This is a genomic window from Candidatus Binataceae bacterium, from assembly GCA_035508495.1.
Classification (GTDB): domain Bacteria; phylum Desulfobacterota; class Binatia; order Binatales; family Binataceae; genus JASHPB01.
Map to the genome: position 1 here is coordinate 47,511 of DATJMX010000001.1, position 17,059 is coordinate 64,569.

A 17,059-nucleotide genomic window follows, 5' to 3' on the forward strand; every position below is an offset into this window, starting at 1 on the left:
CTGCGGTTCAGGCGTGAACGGAGCTCGGCGCCGTACGATACGCGCCGCCCGTTTCGAGCGCCTCGACGCGCTTGATGAAGCCGGTCATTCCCATGCGGCGAAACTGTTCCTGGGCAAGCTTGAGATATTGCTGGGCGCGAGCAGCATCACCGTCAGAACTGCGGCGCAGGTACATGACGGCCTGATCGTAATCGACGATCGCGCGCAGCGGCTGCCATCCCATTTCATCCAGCACGAGGCGTGATCTATCGAACCATTGCACGGCTTCGTCGTAGTGCTTATGGAGTGCGCAGATGCGGGCCAATGAAAGGCGCGACTCACGCATCGGGAAACGGAAATCGGTGCGAAGCGCCTTGTCGCGCAGCGCGGCTTCGATCGCGTCAATGTGCTCGATGCGGTTGAGCTCCCAAAGCACGTTGGCCAAGTCCGCCGCCATCAGGCTGTACGTCAGTCCCCATGGCGCGCCGCGCTGTAGCCCTACAATCGCAGGAGGCATGACCTGGAGCGCAGGCTCAGGCAGATTGCGCCGCGCCAGCAACAGCGCGTTGGTGGCGCAGGCCGCGGCGAACGCCCACTTGAACTGCGGAGGCGGATTGGCGAAGAGTTCGGCTTCGCCGGGCAGCTGCGTCAGTTCGTCATAACCATCGTCGAGCGCCAGCAGGAAGTCGAATCGCGTTGACAGCAAGTTGAGCAGGGGGAGTGGATTGCCCGAGACGCGCGCCGCCATCGCAATCGCGCGATCGTAAGATGCGCGCGCCGCTGCGAAATCGCCGAGCGAGATCTGGCACCGCGCGACGAACGTCCACGAGTCCATCGCCAGGGCGATACGCCCGCTCCGCTCCGCCTCGGCCGCGCGCTGTGCCCATACGGGCAGGCTGCCTCGGCAATCGCCGGCGAGCAGCAGCAGCGGGATTCCTTCACGATACGGATCGGCGAGGATCTCCTCGCGCGAGTCGTACGGATACTGGTCGATGCGCCGCGACGACGCCTGCTGGGACGAGATTTTCCTGAGCACCGCGCGCCGCTCGCGCGTGCGCGGCGTGTCCATCGTGGTGCCCGGATTGTTCGGATCCTCGCCGTCGGCGCGATAGCAATCGATTTCGTCGAGGCTCGCCCACGTAATATCGCGACGCGGACCGATGTAGTTGAGACCCTCGCGCGCAAGCGCCCACGCGCTCTCGATGCTGCCCCCGCGTAAGAGCTCGCGCGCGACCGATTCGCAATAATCGGCGGCGCGATCACTTCCCTCGCTAGCCGCGATGCTTGACGCCGCTTCGAGCGCGATGCTCACCGACTCCTCGCCGCGGAATGTCCAGGCCAATGCCGACGCGAGCCGCATCAAGAGCTTCGTGCGCCGGCGATCTTTCTCCGGCAGCAGTTCCAGCGCGATACGCAGGAACGCCGCGACGTCGTCGTGATCGTACGCCGACTCGGCATTGTCGGCCGCCGAGATCGCGTATTCGGCGCCACGCTCGGTGCCCGAGGCCGCCGCGCCGCGCCAGAACTGGAACGCAACTTCGGCCGCATGATGTGACGCGCGCTCACCCCACGTGCGCTCCATCTCCTCGGCTATCCGGCGATGCAACCGCGTGCGCCGCGCTGGATTCAGATCGGAGTAGAGCGTGTGACGGATCAGCGCGTGGGTGAAATCGAAGACCTCGGAATTCGCACCAGGCCGCAGAAGCTGCGCGTCAAGCGCCTCGTCGAGCGCGCCGAGCGCCGTCTGCTCATCGAGCTCGGCGGCGGCCGCGGCGACGTCGAAGGCAAAAGATCCGTTGAAGGCCGAAGCAACCGAGAGCAGGCGATTAGCCTCGTCGGAGAGCTTCGCCAGGCGTGTGCCGATCACCTGGCGGACGCCTTCGGGAATGCCGAGCTCATCGACGCTCAGCTTCATGCTCCAGCCCTGACCCTCACCCAGGATTTTGCGTTCCTCGACGAGATGCATCAGCAGCTCGCGGATGAAGAGCGGGTTGCCTTCGGTCGCGGCGAGCAATGCCTCGATCAGTTCGGTCGGCGCGCCGGCATCGCCTATCAACTCGAGCAGGGTCGCTAGCTCATCCTGATGCAATCCCTTGAGCGCGATCGTTTCCGAGTTTCGGATGCGGCTCAGTGTGGCCAGCGTCGCCGAAAGCGGATGGCTGCGGTTTACCTCCGCGTCGCGATACGCGCCGATCATAAGAATCGGACTGGCCGCGATGAAATGCGCAACGTGATTGAGCATCGCGACCGTGCCGCGATCGGCCCAGTGCAGATCGTCGAGAATGAGGAGCACCGGGTTAGTCCGCGCGATCGAATTCAAAAACTCGCCGAAGGCGTCGAAGAGGCGAAAGCGTTCTTCGTCTTTGTCGAGGCTCACCGGTTCGCCCTCGTCGCCAATCGCGTCGCTTATCGACGGTGCGATGCGCGCGAGGATCGAACCGCGCTTGCCCAGCGCGGCAGTGAAATCCGCGCGGGGCGCCGAATGCGAGTAATCGACGATTGCTTCGGCAAATGGACCGTAAGGCGATTGCCATTCGCCGTCGTAACACGCGCCGCGCAGCACGACGGCGCCGCGCTGGCGGGCGTGGTCGGAAAATTCCTCGAGCGTCCGGGATTTGCCGATGCCGGCTTCTCCGCGCAGCATCGTGATTGCGCCGCGGCCGTGAAAAGCTTCGTCCAGCTTGCTCGTGAGCCGTTTCAGTTGCGCGGCGCGCCCGACGAACGGCGTGCGGGTGAGCATCGCAACCGGATCGTTACGCTCGTAAATGACCTCGCAGACTCCGATCGGGGTTGCCAGGCCTTTGAGCTTGAGATCACCGAGATCGCGGAAGCCGAAGGAATTGCGCGCTGACAACAAGTCAGCGACGAGCCTGCTGCAGAGAATCTGGCCGCTGTCGCCGCGATCGCATAGCCGTCGCGCGATAACGACCGGCGTGCCGAAGTAGCCGCCCTCGCGACGCAGGACTTCGCCGAGATGGATGCCGATCCGCATCTCGAACTTGATGCTGCCGACACCGCGGCCCGCAGTCTGCTGCATCGTGATTGCGCATCGGACCGCATCGGCGGTCGATGAAAACGCGGCCAGTACGCCGTCGCCCAGCCATTGCAGCTCCTGACCGCCGCCGGCTTCGATCGCATCATTGATCAGCTTGTGATGAACACGGAAAAGGCGTTCGCCGGTCTCGTCGCCCGCGCGCTGCAGATGCTCGGTTGAGCTGACGAGATCGGTGAAAAGCAGCGTGATCGTTCCGGACTGAGGCATAACGACTCCCCTCGTCGGTTCTGTTCGCTCGCTGCGCGCCGGTGGGGCCTGATGCTCGTAGTCTGGATAGTACTGGCCGGGCAGACCCCGGCCAGCCATCCGCTCGGCTTAGAGCGCCTTTACGACGGGTCTCTTTATCGCGGCCTGCATTGATGCAGCGGCCAGTCCGCCCTTGGTCTTCTTCATCGCCTTGGTGGACATGGGTTTCTTCTTTGCTTTTGTTGCTTTAGCCATATGCATGGACCTCCTTGGTCTTTAACTCCGGGTGACCGCCGCTACTTGGTTGCGATTTTGCCCTTGAGCGCTGCCGGACTGACCAGGGAAGGGTTCGCCATTGAGCTCTGGAGCGCTGCCGCCGTGCTCATCGACTCCGCGCTGGCGGCGATTGCCTGATCGTATTTTGCCGCCGCGAGTCCGCCCTTGGTCTTTTTCATGGCCTTGCCGGTCATGGGTTTCTTGGAAATTTTCTTGGCCATAACTGGACCTCCTTGGTCCGTTTTGAATTGCCGTCCGATGATTAACGCCTTCTGAGGACGTTGAGCGTGGCGCTGTCTTGCGGGGTGGCAAAACTCTGGTCCATCGTCGCGGACAATGATTCCTGGAGTTTGCCCTGCTCGATCGCCCCGGCGGCCAGTCCACCCTTGGTTTTCTTCATGGCCTTGCTGGTCAGCGTCTTTGCCTTCGAACTTTTTGCCTTCATAGCCGGACCTCCTCAGTCCATTCCTTGGGGATTGTCGAACACGAAGCTCGTCCTGGAACGGCTTCCGCGAACGTAAACAGAATGTTTGCAGGCGACGGCACTCAGCGAATCGCTCGCGGCCGAGTGCCGCGCATCGTTGGTTTGAGTGTGGAAGGCAAGCGCGATGGTGCAGGAGCGCGCGTTGAGTGGCTTCGATGCTATCGAGCGAGATCGCGTACCGAGAGGGTTGGAGTCGTCCAATCAAAGCTCTCTTTGTTGTGCGCCGGCTCTCCCCCCTGCGGCGGTTATAGCCCTAATCTGCAACTTCGAACTTTAACTTGCGCATCGCGGTCTGTCAGGGAATGTAGGATTTGTTTGAATCTAGTGTCAACTAAATTTGCTCTCTTATGCTTTGACTGCACTATGAAACATTCTAACGGATCGTTCGGATGGCAAGGCAGCTTAAACGATTCTAATGCATAAGCGAGCTTGAAGCAGCCTACGAATAGTCGTACCGTCCTATCGGAGTTCAGCTTGATTATCCGGAACATAGGGCAGTGTGAGGTGTTTCAGTGCCGGGACCTGCGGCGATCGAAGCCAGCGTAACCGCCTCATACGATCGCACGCTGCCGGGGCTGAGCGTGCTTGCGGCGCGCGGATTGTTCTACCTGGTCGCGCTGCTGCTGGTCGTCGGCATCGCCTGGGCCTCAGTCACCCGGCTCAACGTCGTTGTGCGCGCCGATGGCCGTCTCGCCCCGATGGCCGAGCCCGTCAGGTTATCGGTGCCGCAGGGCGGGGTCGTATCAAAGATCATGGTCGAGGTGGGAGCCCAGGTCGCCGCCGGCCAACCAATTCTTGAAATCGACTCGTTTCGCGAAGTCGCCGATGCCGCCGCCGACCGCCATGAGCTCGACCAGGCGCGCGCGGAATCGATTCGCTATGCCGAGAGCGCTGAAACCCTCCAAGGCGCCACTGCTAATCTGAGCGAGGAAGTCGCGAGCGAGCGCAAGGTTTCGAAGCTCGCCGCCGAGCAGGCGATGGAACTGCACGAAGGCTTCGATGGCGGCGCGGTGTCGCTGTTCGAATTGCAGGCCAAGGAGCGCGAGGTCGCCGAGGCCAACGCGCATGTCTCGCAGCTTCAGTCCGATCTGGCCCGCTCGGCGGCCGAGGCGCGACAGGACCAGCGCCTGGGCGCGGAGACGGCGCAAAAAATCAAGGAACTCGAAATCAAACTTACGCGCGATGTCGAGGTCAAGCAGAAGACTATCTTGACCGCGCCCACCGCCGGTGTCGTCGCAACGATCGCGGCGCTGCGCCCGGGACGCTTTCTTGCCGCCAACGACGTCGCCGCGACGATCCTGCCCGGCGACGAGCCGCTCATGGCCGAGATCTGGATCCCGAACACCTCGATGCGCCGCGTCAAGCCGATGCTCCCCGTCAGGATGAAGCTCGATGCATACCCGTTTCAGCAGTTCGGGATGTTGCCGGGTGTGCTGGTTGCGGTCGATCCGGACGCCGACGAATCGGGGAAGTATCGCGCCTGGATAAAGCCCGACCGGCTGACCCTCGAGGGCGCGCACGGCCCCGAGCCAGTGCGGCCGGGGCTCGCGCTAAATGCCGAGATCGTCGTCGATAAGCGCACGATCCTCGACGTGGTGCTCGACCCGATCCGGCGCATCCGGCGCGGTTACTCGATTTCAGAGTGAGGTTGCCTGAAGCTGTTATTTAAGAAAGCGTATCGGACTTCGCGCCAGCTCCGTCTCCACCAGCTCATCGAACATCTGCTCGCGAATCTCGGCGACAAGATCGTCGTCGAGGACGGCATCCTTGCGCTCGCGCAAGATCAAGACCCCGAAGGCGCCGCTGTCCTTCTCGAACGGGCCAAACAGATCGCCGGCCTCGGCCGAGAAGAGCTCGGCTGCGATTTCTTCGGGAGCGGTGCGGCGCATCATCTCGAGCGCGGCGCCGCCGGCCGGGATCAGTTCATTTTCCCGCACAGCCAGAATGAATTCCCGCGCCTTGCCGAGCGTGGAAAACTCGAAAGCCTCGGCCGTGACGCGCTCGTAGGAGTGCAGCTCGCCGGCGAATCGGTCGGCGACTTTTGCATCGTCGAAGAGCTCGAGTGCGGCGCGCTCGATAAGCGCCAGCTCCCTCACGTGCGCGCGAACGTCGTGGGCTTCGAGATGCATCATCGCGAGCCACTGCGCGATTTGCTCGTCCTCGAACAGATCGCGCTCGGTGTAGAACTCGATCTGCGCGGCTTCGATTTCATCTTCGTCGACGCTGACGTTCCGTTTGCGTGCGATCGCGACGGCCACCTTGCGCCGCGCAAGCGCGGTCAGAAACTCACCCGCCGGATCGAACTTCAACTCGAGCAGGATTTCGTTGGCTTCGATCCCGGTCTCGCCGGCGTGAACGTATGCTGATGACTTTTCAGGAGTCTCAATCTCGGCCATTGCGCAACTACCTCGCCAATTCGCTGGCGCTAACTTCGACGTGTCCAAATGAATCGAACTTAGGCTAGCAGACTCTAATTGACGGATTTCATACTATCATGCACAGATAGCTAACCGATGGATCTCGAGCTACGCCGCGCAATTCTCGAACAGGCCGCCCCCTTTGCCCTGCTGACCAGGGACGAGCAGGAGCATCTGGCGGCCCAGATGACGGAATGCTTTCTGAGCGCGGGCGAGACTCTCTTCGAGCGCGGCGATGCGGGCGATGCCTTCTACGTCGTCGCGTCGGGGCGCGCGCGCGTGATCGGGCGCGATCCGGCAGGGCGCGAAATTTCACTATCTGTCATGAAGCGGGGCGACCATTTCGGCGAGATCGCGCTCATCGAGAACGTGCCGCGCACCGCGACCGTCAGGGCCGCCGAGGATCTCGTGCTGCTGCGGCTGAGCCGCGAGGATTTCCTGAGCTTCGTCAGCGCGCATCCTCACGTTCGCGTCGCGCTCGAGCGCTTCCTGCGCGATTTCAGCACGCGCGATTTTCTCCGCCAGTTCACCGCGATGGCGGCGGTGCCCGCCGAGCTGCTGCGCCAGGTGCTCGAGCAGCTTGACGAGCGAACGGTCGAGGCGGGCGCGGTGGTAGTTCACGAAGGCGAGATTCCCGACCGCTTCTATATCGTGCGCGAGGGGATGCTCGAAGTTGCAACGCGCGACAACGGCAACGAGCACATTATCCGCGCCATCGGTCCTGGCGAATTCTTCGGCGAGATTGCTTTCGCGCACAACTCCCTGCGCACGGCGACCGTGGTCGCGCGCACGAAAACGAATCTGTACACGCTCTCGCGCGAGGCCTTCGCGAAGATCACCGCCGGCGCACCGCAGTTCCGCCGCCATCTCGAGCAGGTCGCCGCGTCGTACACCCATCACAACAACCATCGCGGAGCGCCGGAGCACGTTGTCGATTCCAGGCCCGCTCCCGCTCCCGAAGAAGAGGCGGAGTCGCGGCTCAGCAATCCTCAGCCCGGATGGCGCCGTTTTCTGCGCGCGTATCCGTTCGTCCAGCAGCACGACGAGACCGATTGCGGGGCCGCATGCCTTGCGATGATCTCGAAGTTCTACGGCGTGCCGGTAGGCGTCGCGCGCCTGCGCGACCTCGCCAACACCGATCAGGACGGCGCGTCGATGTGGTCGCTCGCGCAGGCCGCCGAAACGCTGGGCTTTCACGCCCGCGGCGTGCAGCTTTCGTTCGAAGCGCTGGCCGAAATCAACACGCCGGCGATCATACTCTGGGAAGGATTTCACTACGTTGTCCTGTATGAGGCGAAAAACGGCCGCGTCGTGATCGGCGATCCGGGCATCGGCATCCGCAAGGTTGAGGTCGATGAATTCCGCCGCAAGTGGAGCGGGCGCGCGCTCGAGCTGACGCCGACCGAGCGTCTCAAGGGCACCCCGAAAATCCGCAATTCGTACCGCCGCTTCGTCGAGGTCTTGCGCCCGTATCGAGCGCTCATCGCTGAGATCCTTGCCGCGTCGCTGCTGCTCAACGTGTTCGGCCTCGCGGTGCCGCTCTTCACCCAGGTCATCATCGATCGCGTTGTCGGCCTGCGCGCCGCCGATCTGCTGAACATGCTGCTGGTTGGGATGATCCTGATTGCGTTGTTCCAGGCCGCAACTAACGGCCTGCGCCGCCTTTTGCTGATCCACGTCGCGACACACGCCGACGTGAGGTTGCTCGGCAACTTTCTGCGCCACGTGATGAGCCTGCCGATGCGCTTTTTCGATCTGCGCCGCGTTGGCGACGTCATCTCACGCGTCGATGAGAACGAAAAAATCCGCACCGCGATGGTCGGTACGATTCCGGGCCTCGTCCTCGACGTATCGCTCGCGCTCGGTTACCTCGGCTTTCTCGCCTACTACAATCTGAAGCTGACCATCGTCGTCGCGTCGATCCTGCCCATATTCGCGCTGCTCACGATCGCCTTCACGCCGTCGATTCGGCGCAATCGCAAGGAATGGTTCACCAAGCACGCCGAGCAGTGGTCGTATCTCATCGAATCGATCACCGGAATCGCGACCGTGAAGACGATGGCGGTCGAAGCGCCGGTGCGCTGGAAGTGGGAGAGCCTGTTTGTCGATTCTGTTATCTTCGGCCGCCGCGAGGCCAACCTCGAAAATGCTTATTCGACCGGCGCCAACCTGCTGTCCACGCTCGCCTCGGTGCTGATGCTCTGGTACGGGGCGCGGCAGGTGCTGGCCGATCAGATGACAATCGGTCAGCTCGTGGCCTTCACCGCGCTCGCATCGAATCTGATCCAGCCCGTCATTCGCCTCAGCGATTCATGGGCCGACCTTCAGGACGTGCGCAATTCCGTCCAACGCCTCAACGATATCTTCGATGCGTCGCCAGAGGAGTCCGACTCGCGCACGCTGCTTTCGCTGGCCAAGGTCGAAGGCGAGATTCGCTTTGAGAACGTTTCGTTTCGCTACGCGCCGGGCCAGGATCGGCCGACGCTCGCGAACCTGAGCTTCGATCTCAAACCGGGCGAGAAGGTCGCCGTGGTCGGGCGCTCGGGCTCGGGAAAAACCACGCTCGCCAAGCTGATACTCGGGCTCTATCCGCCGTCGGAAGGGCGCGTCTTTATCGACGGCCACGATTTGCGCAATCTCTCGCGGCGCAATCTGCGCCGCCGGATCGGTGTGGTGCCGCAGGATGTCTTTCTGTTCAGCGGCACGGTGCGCGACAATATCGCGCTCGGCGATCCCGACACCCCTTTCGAGCGCGTCGTGGCGGCGGCGCGAATCGCGGGCGCGCACGAGTTCATCAGCGAAATGGCGCTCGGCTACGACACCAAGGTTGGCGAGCGCGGCATGAGCGTGTCGGGCGGCCAGCGCCAGCGTATCGCGCTCGCGCGCGCGCTCCTGCGCGACCCCGATATCCTGATTCTCGACGAGGCGACCAGCGCGCTCGACGTCGAGTCCGAGCGCGCGATTCAGGCCAACCTCGAAGGCGCATGCCGCGGCCGCACCACCATCATCATCGCTCACAGATTGTCAACAGTGAAGAATGCTGACCGCATCATGGTGCTCGACCGCGGCGCGATAGTCGAATTCGGCACGCATACCTCGCTGCTCGAAAAGGGCAGCCTCTACGCGCATCTCGTCGGCCAGCAACTCAGCCTGTAATTCTCGATTTGCTTAAATGCCGTAGGCCGCCATCAGGGCGCATCGCAGCTTCGTGAAATGCACCGCCTCGGGACCGTAGAGATCGCGAGCGCGCCTGCGCTGCGCGCGTGACAATCCGTCATCGCCGATGCGCTCGTTGACGTAGGCGAAGAGGCGCTCGACGTCGGTAGTGTCCAACGAGCCGGGCCGCGCCATCCGTTCGAGATCGTCAGGGTTAAGCGCCAGGCGAGCTGCGTCGCGCATCGGGAAAGCACCAACGACGACGATCACGTCGGCGGCGAGCTCGGCGGAATCCGCAAGATGGTCTTCGTAACCCGCGTCGATGAGGAAGTGCATTTGGTCCTGAGTTGATTTGAGCAGATCGCGATTCAGATGATGTCCCATCTCATGCAGCCAGGTGAGCGCGACGATCGCTGGATGATGGGCGGTGTTGAGGTAAATCAACGGCCGCCGCGCGCCGAGTTCGCGCGCATCGAGGTAAAAGCCGCGCAGCGCGAGTCCCAATTCACCGCGATAGGGCGAGGCTTGAAGCTTGACGCCCTGGCGCGCCGCGACCCTGGCAAAGCGCTCGCCGCCAGGAACCTTGTGCCGGACGCGATTGATTCTGGGCCACAGCCTTTGCGCCCTCGCCAGGATCTTCTCGACCTGCTTGCGGCTCAGGCAGTCCTTGAGCGCCGCGACGTAGTCCGCGTGTATCAGGCGCGAAACCTCGTTGTGCGGCTCATTCCACGCTTTGAGCCGCGCCGCGGCGTGCTGCGCCGCCTGCGAGTAAATGCGTTCCATAAGCTGGAGTTTTCCCCTTGTCTATCTGTTAGGCACAAATCATGTCTGGCTGTTCCGGCCAGGTGTGTAACGATATAGGTCGATAGACGCAGGCGCAAACCTGGTTATTCAAATGCCAGTTCGCGCGCGAACGCTCAGGAAACGAGCAGCGATCCCTTGTGCTTTTCCAGGCTTTCGATGGTCTGGCGGTAGCCCGCCTCGACGATGCGGTCGAAGGCCTTCCAGTCGAGCATCGCGATGTCCGAAATTTGCGGCTCAATCAGCATTTCCACGTCATTGCGATGCAAGCGCGATTGCTGGTAGCTGCTGATCATCCCGGCCGCCATCAGAACCGTCACGATGTTGGGCGTGCCCTTGCGGGCGTGGCCGAGCAGTTGCCAGAGCGGGCGGTGATCGATGTCATCGACGCTGGCCTTCAGCTCGTAGTTGCGCGAAACGTCGCAGGCGATGATCGGTCCGCGGCGCATCTCCATCATAATGTCGATCGGCAGGTTATTCAGCACGCCGCCGTCGACCAGGATGTGGCTGTCCAGGACCACTGGCGGCAGCACGCCAGGAATCGCAACGCTGGCGCGCGTCGCACGCCAGATAGGTCCGTTGCGATGGATATACAGTTCGCCGGTGGTGAGATTGGTCGAGACGCAAAAGAATGGATAGATGCAATCTTCGATCTGGTGATTTTGGAAGTGGTGCCGCAGGAAGCTGGTCGTTTTGCGGCCGCGTACCAGCGCGATCATCGGCAAGGTGTAATCGCTGACCGGGTTGTCATCGAAGAAGGCTTCCTTCATGTGCCGCCGGAGATCGGGCGGACTCCAGCCGAGCGCCGCGCCTCCGGCGACGATCGAGCCCATGCTCGCGCCGCCGAATAGATCGATCTCGATTCCCGCCTCGTGCAGCGCGCGAATTACCCCGACGTGACACATGCCGCGCGCGCCGCCACCCGAAAGCACCAGGCCAATGGCGCGGCCCGAGATCATCCGCGCGATGCGTCTGAAGTCGCGCGCCTCGCTCGCGCGCAGATGATGATGCCGGGCGGATGTGAAGCGCCGAGTATGGGCGAGGGTGTGCGACGAATCCGCCGATTTATCGCGATACAGCACGAGTTCAATCGGGGTGCGGCGCGGGTTATTAAGCGCAAGCTCCGCGCTGGGAGGGATGCCGTTGGCTGCGCGCGATGCGGGTGCGAGCACTACAATCCGGTCGGCCTGGCGCAAACAGAGGCGGGTCCACGCCGAGGCTTCGAAGTCGGCCTCGTAGAGCACGATATCGTGGTCTTCCTCGAGCCGGTTGAACCATTCGACGGGATTATCCTTGGCGTGGTGCTCGACGACATCAGCCTTGAGGCCGAGATCGGCGAAGGTCTTGCTCAACTTGCGCGTGAACTCGGCGACCGCCACCTCGCGATCGATCGGCAGGATCGCGATGGTTTTCGGCGCCTCCATCGAGGGCGTCAGGCGCGGCGGCTGCTGGAGCCGGCGCACCAGCAGATCCGTGATGAAGCGCAGCGCGCGCGGATGCTCGTCGACGAGCTTCGTGAACTCGGGCTTGGCGAGCCGCGCTAACTCCGTGTCACGCAGCGCCAGCACGGTGGCCGATCGCGGCTGGCCCGACAGCAGCGCCATCTCGCCGACCGTCTCGCCCGCCGTCATCTGCCGGACCAGGACCTCGCCGCCTTGGTCGTTGGGCAGGAAAGCGCCAAGGCGCCCGGAGAGCACGATATAAAGCGAATCGTCCTGGTCGCCGCGATTAAACAGAATCTGCCCGCCCGGCAGGCTGAACCAGTCGAACTCGGCCGCAGTCGCTTTGAGCACCTGCCGATCGAGGCTCTCGAGCAGCGGCAGCGCGGCGAGCTTTTCCAAGAGTGCCGGAGGGATTTCGGTTGAGTCACGTTCGTGTGGATCGGAATAACTCATTGATGAGCGCTCGATTGATGCGGACCCCATTTGAGAATTCCCAGGTCCGCAACGAAGATCGCGTAAAAAGATTTCACCAACACCAGCTCGATCACGGTCGCCAGGGCCAGCCCGCCGATCTGCGCGAAGCACAGCGGCCGCCACAGCGGGCCGCCATGCAGCGCCAGCGGGAAGAGCGCGAACAACGTCGCGCCCACGGTCACCATCACCGGGCGCAGGCGCTCGATGCCCGCGTCGAGCAGGCCCTGGATCAGCTCCTCGCCCATCTCCTGCCGCTCCTCGATAAACTCGAACAGCACGATGACGTGACTGACAATCACGCCGACCAGACTCGCGACCCCGAGGAACGCCATAAAGCCGAACGGCGTGCCCGTCAGCCACAAGGCGATGAATGCGCCCACTGCGCCGTAGGGCACCGCGCTGAAAACCAGCCACGGCTTGACCAGGTTGTTGAACTGGATCACCAGCGCGATGAAGATCAGCCCGACCGAGGTCGCGAGCACCACCGCGAGCTCGCCGAAGCCCTGGTCCTGGTTGGCCTGCTCGCCGCCGATCAGGATGCGGTAGCCGGGCGGCAGGTCGGCGCGCAGCGCCTCGATCTTCGGCATCACCTTGGCCATGATTTCAGACGGCAGCACGCCCTGCGCCGGGAACGCCATGATCGTCATCGTGCGGAAGTGGTCGCGGCGCACGATACGCTCCTGGCTCATGTGAAACTGCATCGGCACCAGCGAATTGATCGGCACGCGGCCCTCGCCGGTCAGTGCATAGACGTAGAGATTGCTGACGTCGGAAAGGCGCGCGCGTTCCTCCTGCCGCAGCCGCGCCACGATCGGGATCTGCTGGTCGCCGTCGATCAGCGATCCGACTGGCCATCCATTGAGCCCCGCGGCCGCTGAGCGCGCGATATCGGCATTGCTGATGCCGGCGAGATTGGCGCGATCGGCGTTGATCGGAAGCTGCACCACGGGACTTTCCTGAAGCCAGTCAGTGCGCACGCGCTGCGCGCCCGGAGTTGACTTCATGATGTCGAGGACCTGGTCCGAGATGTCGCGCAGCGTTTCGATGTCCTGCTCCTCCTGCGCCGGATCGACGTCGGCCTGCGCCAGAACGTGGACTTCGATCGGGTACTGCACCGGATTGGTCAGCAACTGGCGCACGTCGAGATACGCGCCCGGCACCGAATTCGACAGTGCCTCCTGCAGCGGGCCGACGAACCTGGGCATGTCTTCCTTGTCGTTGATCTCAATGATGAGCTGCGCGTAGTTGCTCTGCTGCGCTTCGGAAGCGGCCGAGAACCAGAAGCGCGGACCGCCACCGCCGACGAAGCTGGTCACCGATTTCAGGATCGCGCGCGGCTGGCCGTCTTTGCCCGGGTGCTCGCGGCCATATTCCGCAGCGGCGCGCCGCACCACGACCTCGGCCTCGGCGGCCGCCTTGTTGGTCTCGGAGATCGCCGCGCCGTTGCCCAGCCAGACATCGACATACGAGAGGTACTGAACGTCTTCCGGGAAGAAGGCGCTTTTCAGATGCTTTCCAATCGAGAAACCGCCGGCGAGGAAGATGAACGAGCCCAGCACGAACATCTTGCGATGCTCGAGCGCGTAGCGGCCAAGCTTATAGTAGATGCCGGTCGCGCCGTGCTCGCGCCGATACTCGATCGGCGGCAGCGGCTTGCCCGGCTTCATCAGGTAATAGCCGAGCTGCGGGATGAAGGTCATCGACACGATGCGCGAGGCGACCAGCGCACAGGTCATCACGATCGGCAGGCTGTACAGGAACTGCCCCGTGTCGCCGCTGATCATCAGGAAGGGCAGGTAGGCGACGATGTTGGTGATGGTCGCGAACAGGATCGCGCGTGCGAGCTTGGTTGGTCCGAGCCACGCGGCGATCGACGGCGGCTGGCCCATGCCGAGTTCGTGCTTGATCGCGTCGCCGGCCACGACCGGATCGTCAACCAGCAGACCGAGCGCGATGATCAGCGTCGCGATCGACACCTGCTGCAAATCGATGCCGAGCGCGTACATCATGCCGAACGTCATCGCGAGCGTGATCGGAATCGAGAGCGCGATCAGTAGCGCCGAGCGCCATTCCCAGAATCCCAGCCACGCCACCAGCACGACCAGTACAATCGCCTCGTAGAGCGCCGTCATCAGCAGGTCGAGGTTCTCGCTGACCTGGCGCGGTTGATCGGAAGTGCGCGCGACAATCAGATCCTCGGGCAGGCGATCGCGCAGCGTCGCGAGGCTCCGGTCGACCGCCGCGCCGAACTCGCCGATCTGCTCGCCGGGCCGCATGAAAATCGCCAGCGTGATCGCGCGGCTGCGGTTCCATCGTCCGTCGGGCGAGCGCCAGGTGTAGAAATTCAAAAGCCGCGGCGGATTCTCATAGCCGGGCAGCACATCGACCAGATCGCGCAGATAGAGCGGCAGGCCCGTGTCGCTGCGCTTGATCATCAGGTCGCCGATCTCTTCGGGACTCTTGAACTCGCCGGTCGGATGCACGCTCACGTCCGTGCCTTCGGCGTTGATCGTGCCGCCCGAGCGAGTGATGTTGCGCTCGGCGATTAGCTGCGCAAGGCGCGTCGGAGTCACGCCGTACGACGCGAGCCGCTTCTGCGAGTATGCGAGCTGAATCCATTCCGGCAGCACGCCGGAGCGCGAAACCTTCTCGACCGTAGGAACAGTTTCGAGGGTGCGCTGAATCAGGTCGGTGAAGCGATCGAGCTCGCGATAGGTGTACCTGTCGCCGGCGAACGCCCGCAGCACCTTTTCGGTGTCGGCAGGATCGCGAATCAACACCGGCGCCCACGCATCGGGATGGACCGCGGGAAAAACCGAAGTACCGATGTAATCGGTGATGAACTTGTTGGCGGTCTTTGGCAGATCGACGCCGGGCATCGCGACCCCGTCGATACCGACGAAGCCGCTGCCATCGAGTGCGCGCAGATCACGCACGTAGTTATGCGCGCCGAGATACTGCAACAGACCGTCGCGCACGCGCACCACGTTCTCGGTGCCGAGCGTCAGCGGAAAGAGCGTGACGAGTGAGACGCGGCCGCTCCGGGCGTCGGGCGAAGCGCTCTCTCGCGCGCTCTCGATCGCTGCCGCGATCGCACGTGCGCGCAACGCCAGCTCGACCTCGCCCTCCTTGGGACTCGCGACCGTCAGCATCAGCGCCGCGGTGTCGCCGAAATCGCTCTGAAACATGATCGGTCCCGCGCCGTCGGGCAGGTCGTTGATCGCGTTGAGCTTCAGGTTGATGTCGTTGAATTGCTTGGCCGAGTCGGCGAGCCGCTCGGAGAGCTGGACGTAAATGATCGCAACGCCGTCAAGCGTAACCGAGCGGATGCCGTAGTTGGTGCTCGCGCCCGCAGGATGGATGAACGAGTTCTGCGCGATCTTCGCTTCGATCTTGCGCGTCACCATCTGCTCGATCTTCTGCGCCTTCACGCCTGGCCAGGGGCAAATCGCTACTGCGGTGCGCACCGGGATGTCCGGGTCCTTGCGCTTGGGCATCCGCATGTAGCCGAGCACGCCCCACATCAGGACGCCGATCAGCAACACCCACGACACGGCGCGATTTTCGACGCAGAAGCGCGCGAGATTGTGCGTCGAGCTGACGATTTCGTGGTCGCTGCGATGAGCCATCAGGGGATGATCCTGACCTCGCTGCCCTCGGAGACCATGGTCGCGCCGCGCACGATCACGCGGTCGCCGGCCGCGACGCCGTGGGACACGGCAATCTCGTTGCCGATGATCTCGCCGAGGCTGACCTTGCGCAGGCTGGCGAGGCTGCGTCCGCCCTGGTTTTCGACGACATAGACGGCGAAGTCGCGTGCATCATGCGGCGGCCTCACTATCGCATTGAGCGGAAGCGTCAACGCTTCGGCGACGGCGGCATTGCCGTCGCGCATTTGCAGCGCCGCGATCATCCCGGGACGCAGGCGGCCGTCTTTGTTCGGCACTGTGACCTCAATCTGAAAGGTGCGCGTGGTGGGATCGGCGTTGGCCGCGATGCTTGTGATTTTGCCGATGAGCACGGCACCGGGGAGAGCCTCAGTGGTCAGAGTTTGTATCGAGCCCTGCTTGAGGTGGCCGACCAGGATATCGGAAACACCGAAGGCCGCTTTCATGTCGTCGATGTTGGCGACGTCGAATGCGATGGTCGATGGCTCGACGAGCGAGCCAACTTCGATACGGCGGTCGATCACCTCGCCCTCGATCGGCGAACTCAGTTTGCAATAACCGAGGTTGATCTGCGCTTGCCTCAGCGCGTCGCTCGCCTGCTCAACCTCCGACTTCGATGACTGATACTGCTGCGCGGCCTGATCGTAGAGGCTCGGCGCAATCACCTGCAGCTTCATGAGTTCCGAGTCGCGCTGGTAGTCGTGCTGAGCGCGGTCGAATGAGGCGTGCGCAGCCGCAACTCCAGCGGCCGCCTTGCTGACTTGTGCCTGGTAGGTGTCAGGCTTCACCGAGGCGAGCAGCTCGTGCGCCTTGATGTGGTCGCCGCCCTGGATGTCGCGCGGCCGGCCGTCCGCGCCCATCACCTGCTTGATCGAATCGACATAGCCGCCCACCTGGAAGGCCATCGCAACCTGCTGGTCGGGTTGAAAGCTCGCCGTGTAAGCGCCGGAGCGTGAAGCCTCGCCCTCGGCCACAGTCATGACCGTCACCGCGATTCGTGGTGCGGACGGCGGATCGTCATGGCTGCAAGCCGTGGCGAATACGGCCAGCGTCACGGCAATCAGAATGAATGATGCGCTCTGTTTCATTGCGGATGTTCAGGCCTCGTTGCGGAAATGTTG

Annotated in this window: 11 protein-coding genes; 2 read left to right on the forward strand and 9 right to left on the reverse strand. The window is 63.1% G+C overall.

The annotated features are described in order from the left end of the window. Nucleotides 1-7: 7 nt before the first annotated feature. The 4 genes from VMA09_00250 to VMA09_00265 all read right to left on the reverse strand — a co-directional run bounded on the left by VMA09_00250 (nucleotide 8) and on the right by VMA09_00265 (nucleotide 3,941). Complete coding sequence (locus VMA09_00250; GenBank protein ID HUA32006.1) at nucleotides 8-3,241, reverse strand: AAA family ATPase; 3,234 nt, start codon at nucleotides 3,239-3,241, stop codon at nucleotides 8-10. Nucleotides 3,242-3,349: 108 nt separating this feature from the next. After that, the gene (locus VMA09_00255) at nucleotides 3,350-3,475 is read right to left on the reverse strand and encodes a hypothetical protein (protein HUA32007.1); all 126 of its coding nucleotides are present in this window, start codon (nucleotides 3,473-3,475) and stop codon (nucleotides 3,350-3,352) included. Nucleotides 3,476-3,516: 41 nt separating this feature from the next. Next, on the reverse strand, nucleotides 3,517-3,717 hold the full coding sequence (locus tag VMA09_00260; GenBank protein HUA32008.1) for a hypothetical protein: 201 nt from the start codon (nucleotides 3,715-3,717) through the stop codon (nucleotides 3,517-3,519). A 41-nt stretch (nucleotides 3,718-3,758) separates the two neighbouring features. Next, the gene (locus tag VMA09_00265) at nucleotides 3,759-3,941 is read right to left on the reverse strand and encodes a hypothetical protein (GenBank protein ID HUA32009.1); all 183 of its coding nucleotides are present in this window, start codon (nucleotides 3,939-3,941) and stop codon (nucleotides 3,759-3,761) included. 551 nt (nucleotides 3,942-4,492) lie between these two features. Here VMA09_00265 and VMA09_00270 point away from each other — a divergent pair. Beyond that, nucleotides 4,493-5,626, forward strand: coding sequence for an HlyD family efflux transporter periplasmic adaptor subunit (locus VMA09_00270; GenBank protein HUA32010.1), 1,134 nt, complete (start codon nucleotides 4,493-4,495; stop codon nucleotides 5,624-5,626). 15 nt (nucleotides 5,627-5,641) lie between these two features. Here the strand turns inward: VMA09_00270 and VMA09_00275 are convergent, their stop codons facing one another. Continuing rightward, entirely contained in the window at nucleotides 5,642-6,376 is a 735-nt protein-coding gene (locus VMA09_00275) for a hypothetical protein (protein HUA32011.1), read from the reverse strand. 117 nt (nucleotides 6,377-6,493) lie between these two features. Between VMA09_00275 and VMA09_00280 the strand changes: the two genes are divergently transcribed. Further along, nucleotides 6,494-9,553: a peptidase domain-containing ABC transporter gene (locus VMA09_00280; protein ID HUA32012.1), complete on the forward strand. Its 3,060-nt coding sequence runs from the start codon at nucleotides 6,494-6,496 to the stop codon at nucleotides 9,551-9,553. A gap of 12 nt (nucleotides 9,554-9,565) precedes the next feature. Here the strand turns inward: VMA09_00280 and VMA09_00285 are convergent, their stop codons facing one another. The 4 genes from VMA09_00285 to VMA09_00300 all read right to left on the reverse strand — a co-directional run bounded on the left by VMA09_00285 (nucleotide 9,566) and on the right by VMA09_00300 (nucleotide 17,026). Continuing rightward, on the reverse strand, nucleotides 9,566-10,336 hold the full coding sequence (locus VMA09_00285) for a hypothetical protein (protein HUA32013.1): 771 nt from the start codon (nucleotides 10,334-10,336) through the stop codon (nucleotides 9,566-9,568). A gap of 134 nt (nucleotides 10,337-10,470) precedes the next feature. Next, nucleotides 10,471-12,195 (reverse strand): patatin-like phospholipase family protein, encoded by a 1,725-nt coding sequence (locus tag VMA09_00290; GenBank protein ID HUA32014.1) that lies wholly within the window; start codon nucleotides 12,193-12,195, stop codon nucleotides 10,471-10,473. A gap of 50 nt (nucleotides 12,196-12,245) precedes the next feature. After that, the gene (locus tag VMA09_00295; GenBank protein ID HUA32015.1) at nucleotides 12,246-15,899 is read right to left on the reverse strand and encodes an efflux RND transporter permease subunit; all 3,654 of its coding nucleotides are present in this window, start codon (nucleotides 15,897-15,899) and stop codon (nucleotides 12,246-12,248) included. Next, nucleotides 15,899-17,026, reverse strand: a complete 1,128-nt coding sequence (locus VMA09_00300; GenBank protein ID HUA32016.1) for an efflux RND transporter periplasmic adaptor subunit — start codon at nucleotides 17,024-17,026, stop codon at nucleotides 15,899-15,901. Before VMA09_00300 ends, VMA09_00295 begins: the two co-directional genes overlap by 1 nt. Between the last annotated feature and the right edge of the window lie 33 nt (nucleotides 17,027-17,059).

What these genes read in the sequence shown, in the direction of transcription:
- VMA09_00250 (HUA32006.1), bottom strand. Translation starts at nt 3,241, where the DNA reads ATGCCTCAGTCCGGAACGATCACGCTGCTTTTCACCGATCTCGTCAGC.
- VMA09_00255 (HUA32007.1), bottom strand. Translation starts at nt 3,475, where the DNA reads ATGGCTAAAGCAACAAAAGCAAAGAAGAAACCCATGTCCACCAAGGCG.
- VMA09_00260 (HUA32008.1), bottom strand. Translation starts at nt 3,717, where the DNA reads ATGGCCAAGAAAATTTCCAAGAAACCCATGACCGGCAAGGCCATGAAA.
- VMA09_00265 (HUA32009.1), bottom strand. Translation starts at nt 3,941, where the DNA reads ATGAAGGCAAAAAGTTCGAAGGCAAAGACGCTGACCAGCAAGGCCATG.
- VMA09_00275 (HUA32011.1), bottom strand. Translation starts at nt 6,376, where the DNA reads ATGGCCGAGATTGAGACTCCTGAAAAGTCATCAGCATACGTTCACGCC.
- VMA09_00280 (HUA32012.1), top strand. Translation starts at nt 6,494, where the DNA reads ATGGATCTCGAGCTACGCCGCGCAATTCTCGAACAGGCCGCCCCCTTT.
- VMA09_00285 (HUA32013.1), bottom strand. Translation starts at nt 10,336, where the DNA reads ATGGAACGCATTTACTCGCAGGCGGCGCAGCACGCCGCGGCGCGGCTC.
- VMA09_00295 (HUA32015.1), bottom strand. Translation starts at nt 15,899, where the DNA reads ATGGCTCATCGCAGCGACCACGAAATCGTCAGCTCGACGCACAATCTC.
- VMA09_00300 (HUA32016.1), bottom strand. Translation starts at nt 17,026, where the DNA reads ATGAAACAGAGCGCATCATTCATTCTGATTGCCGTGACGCTGGCCGTA.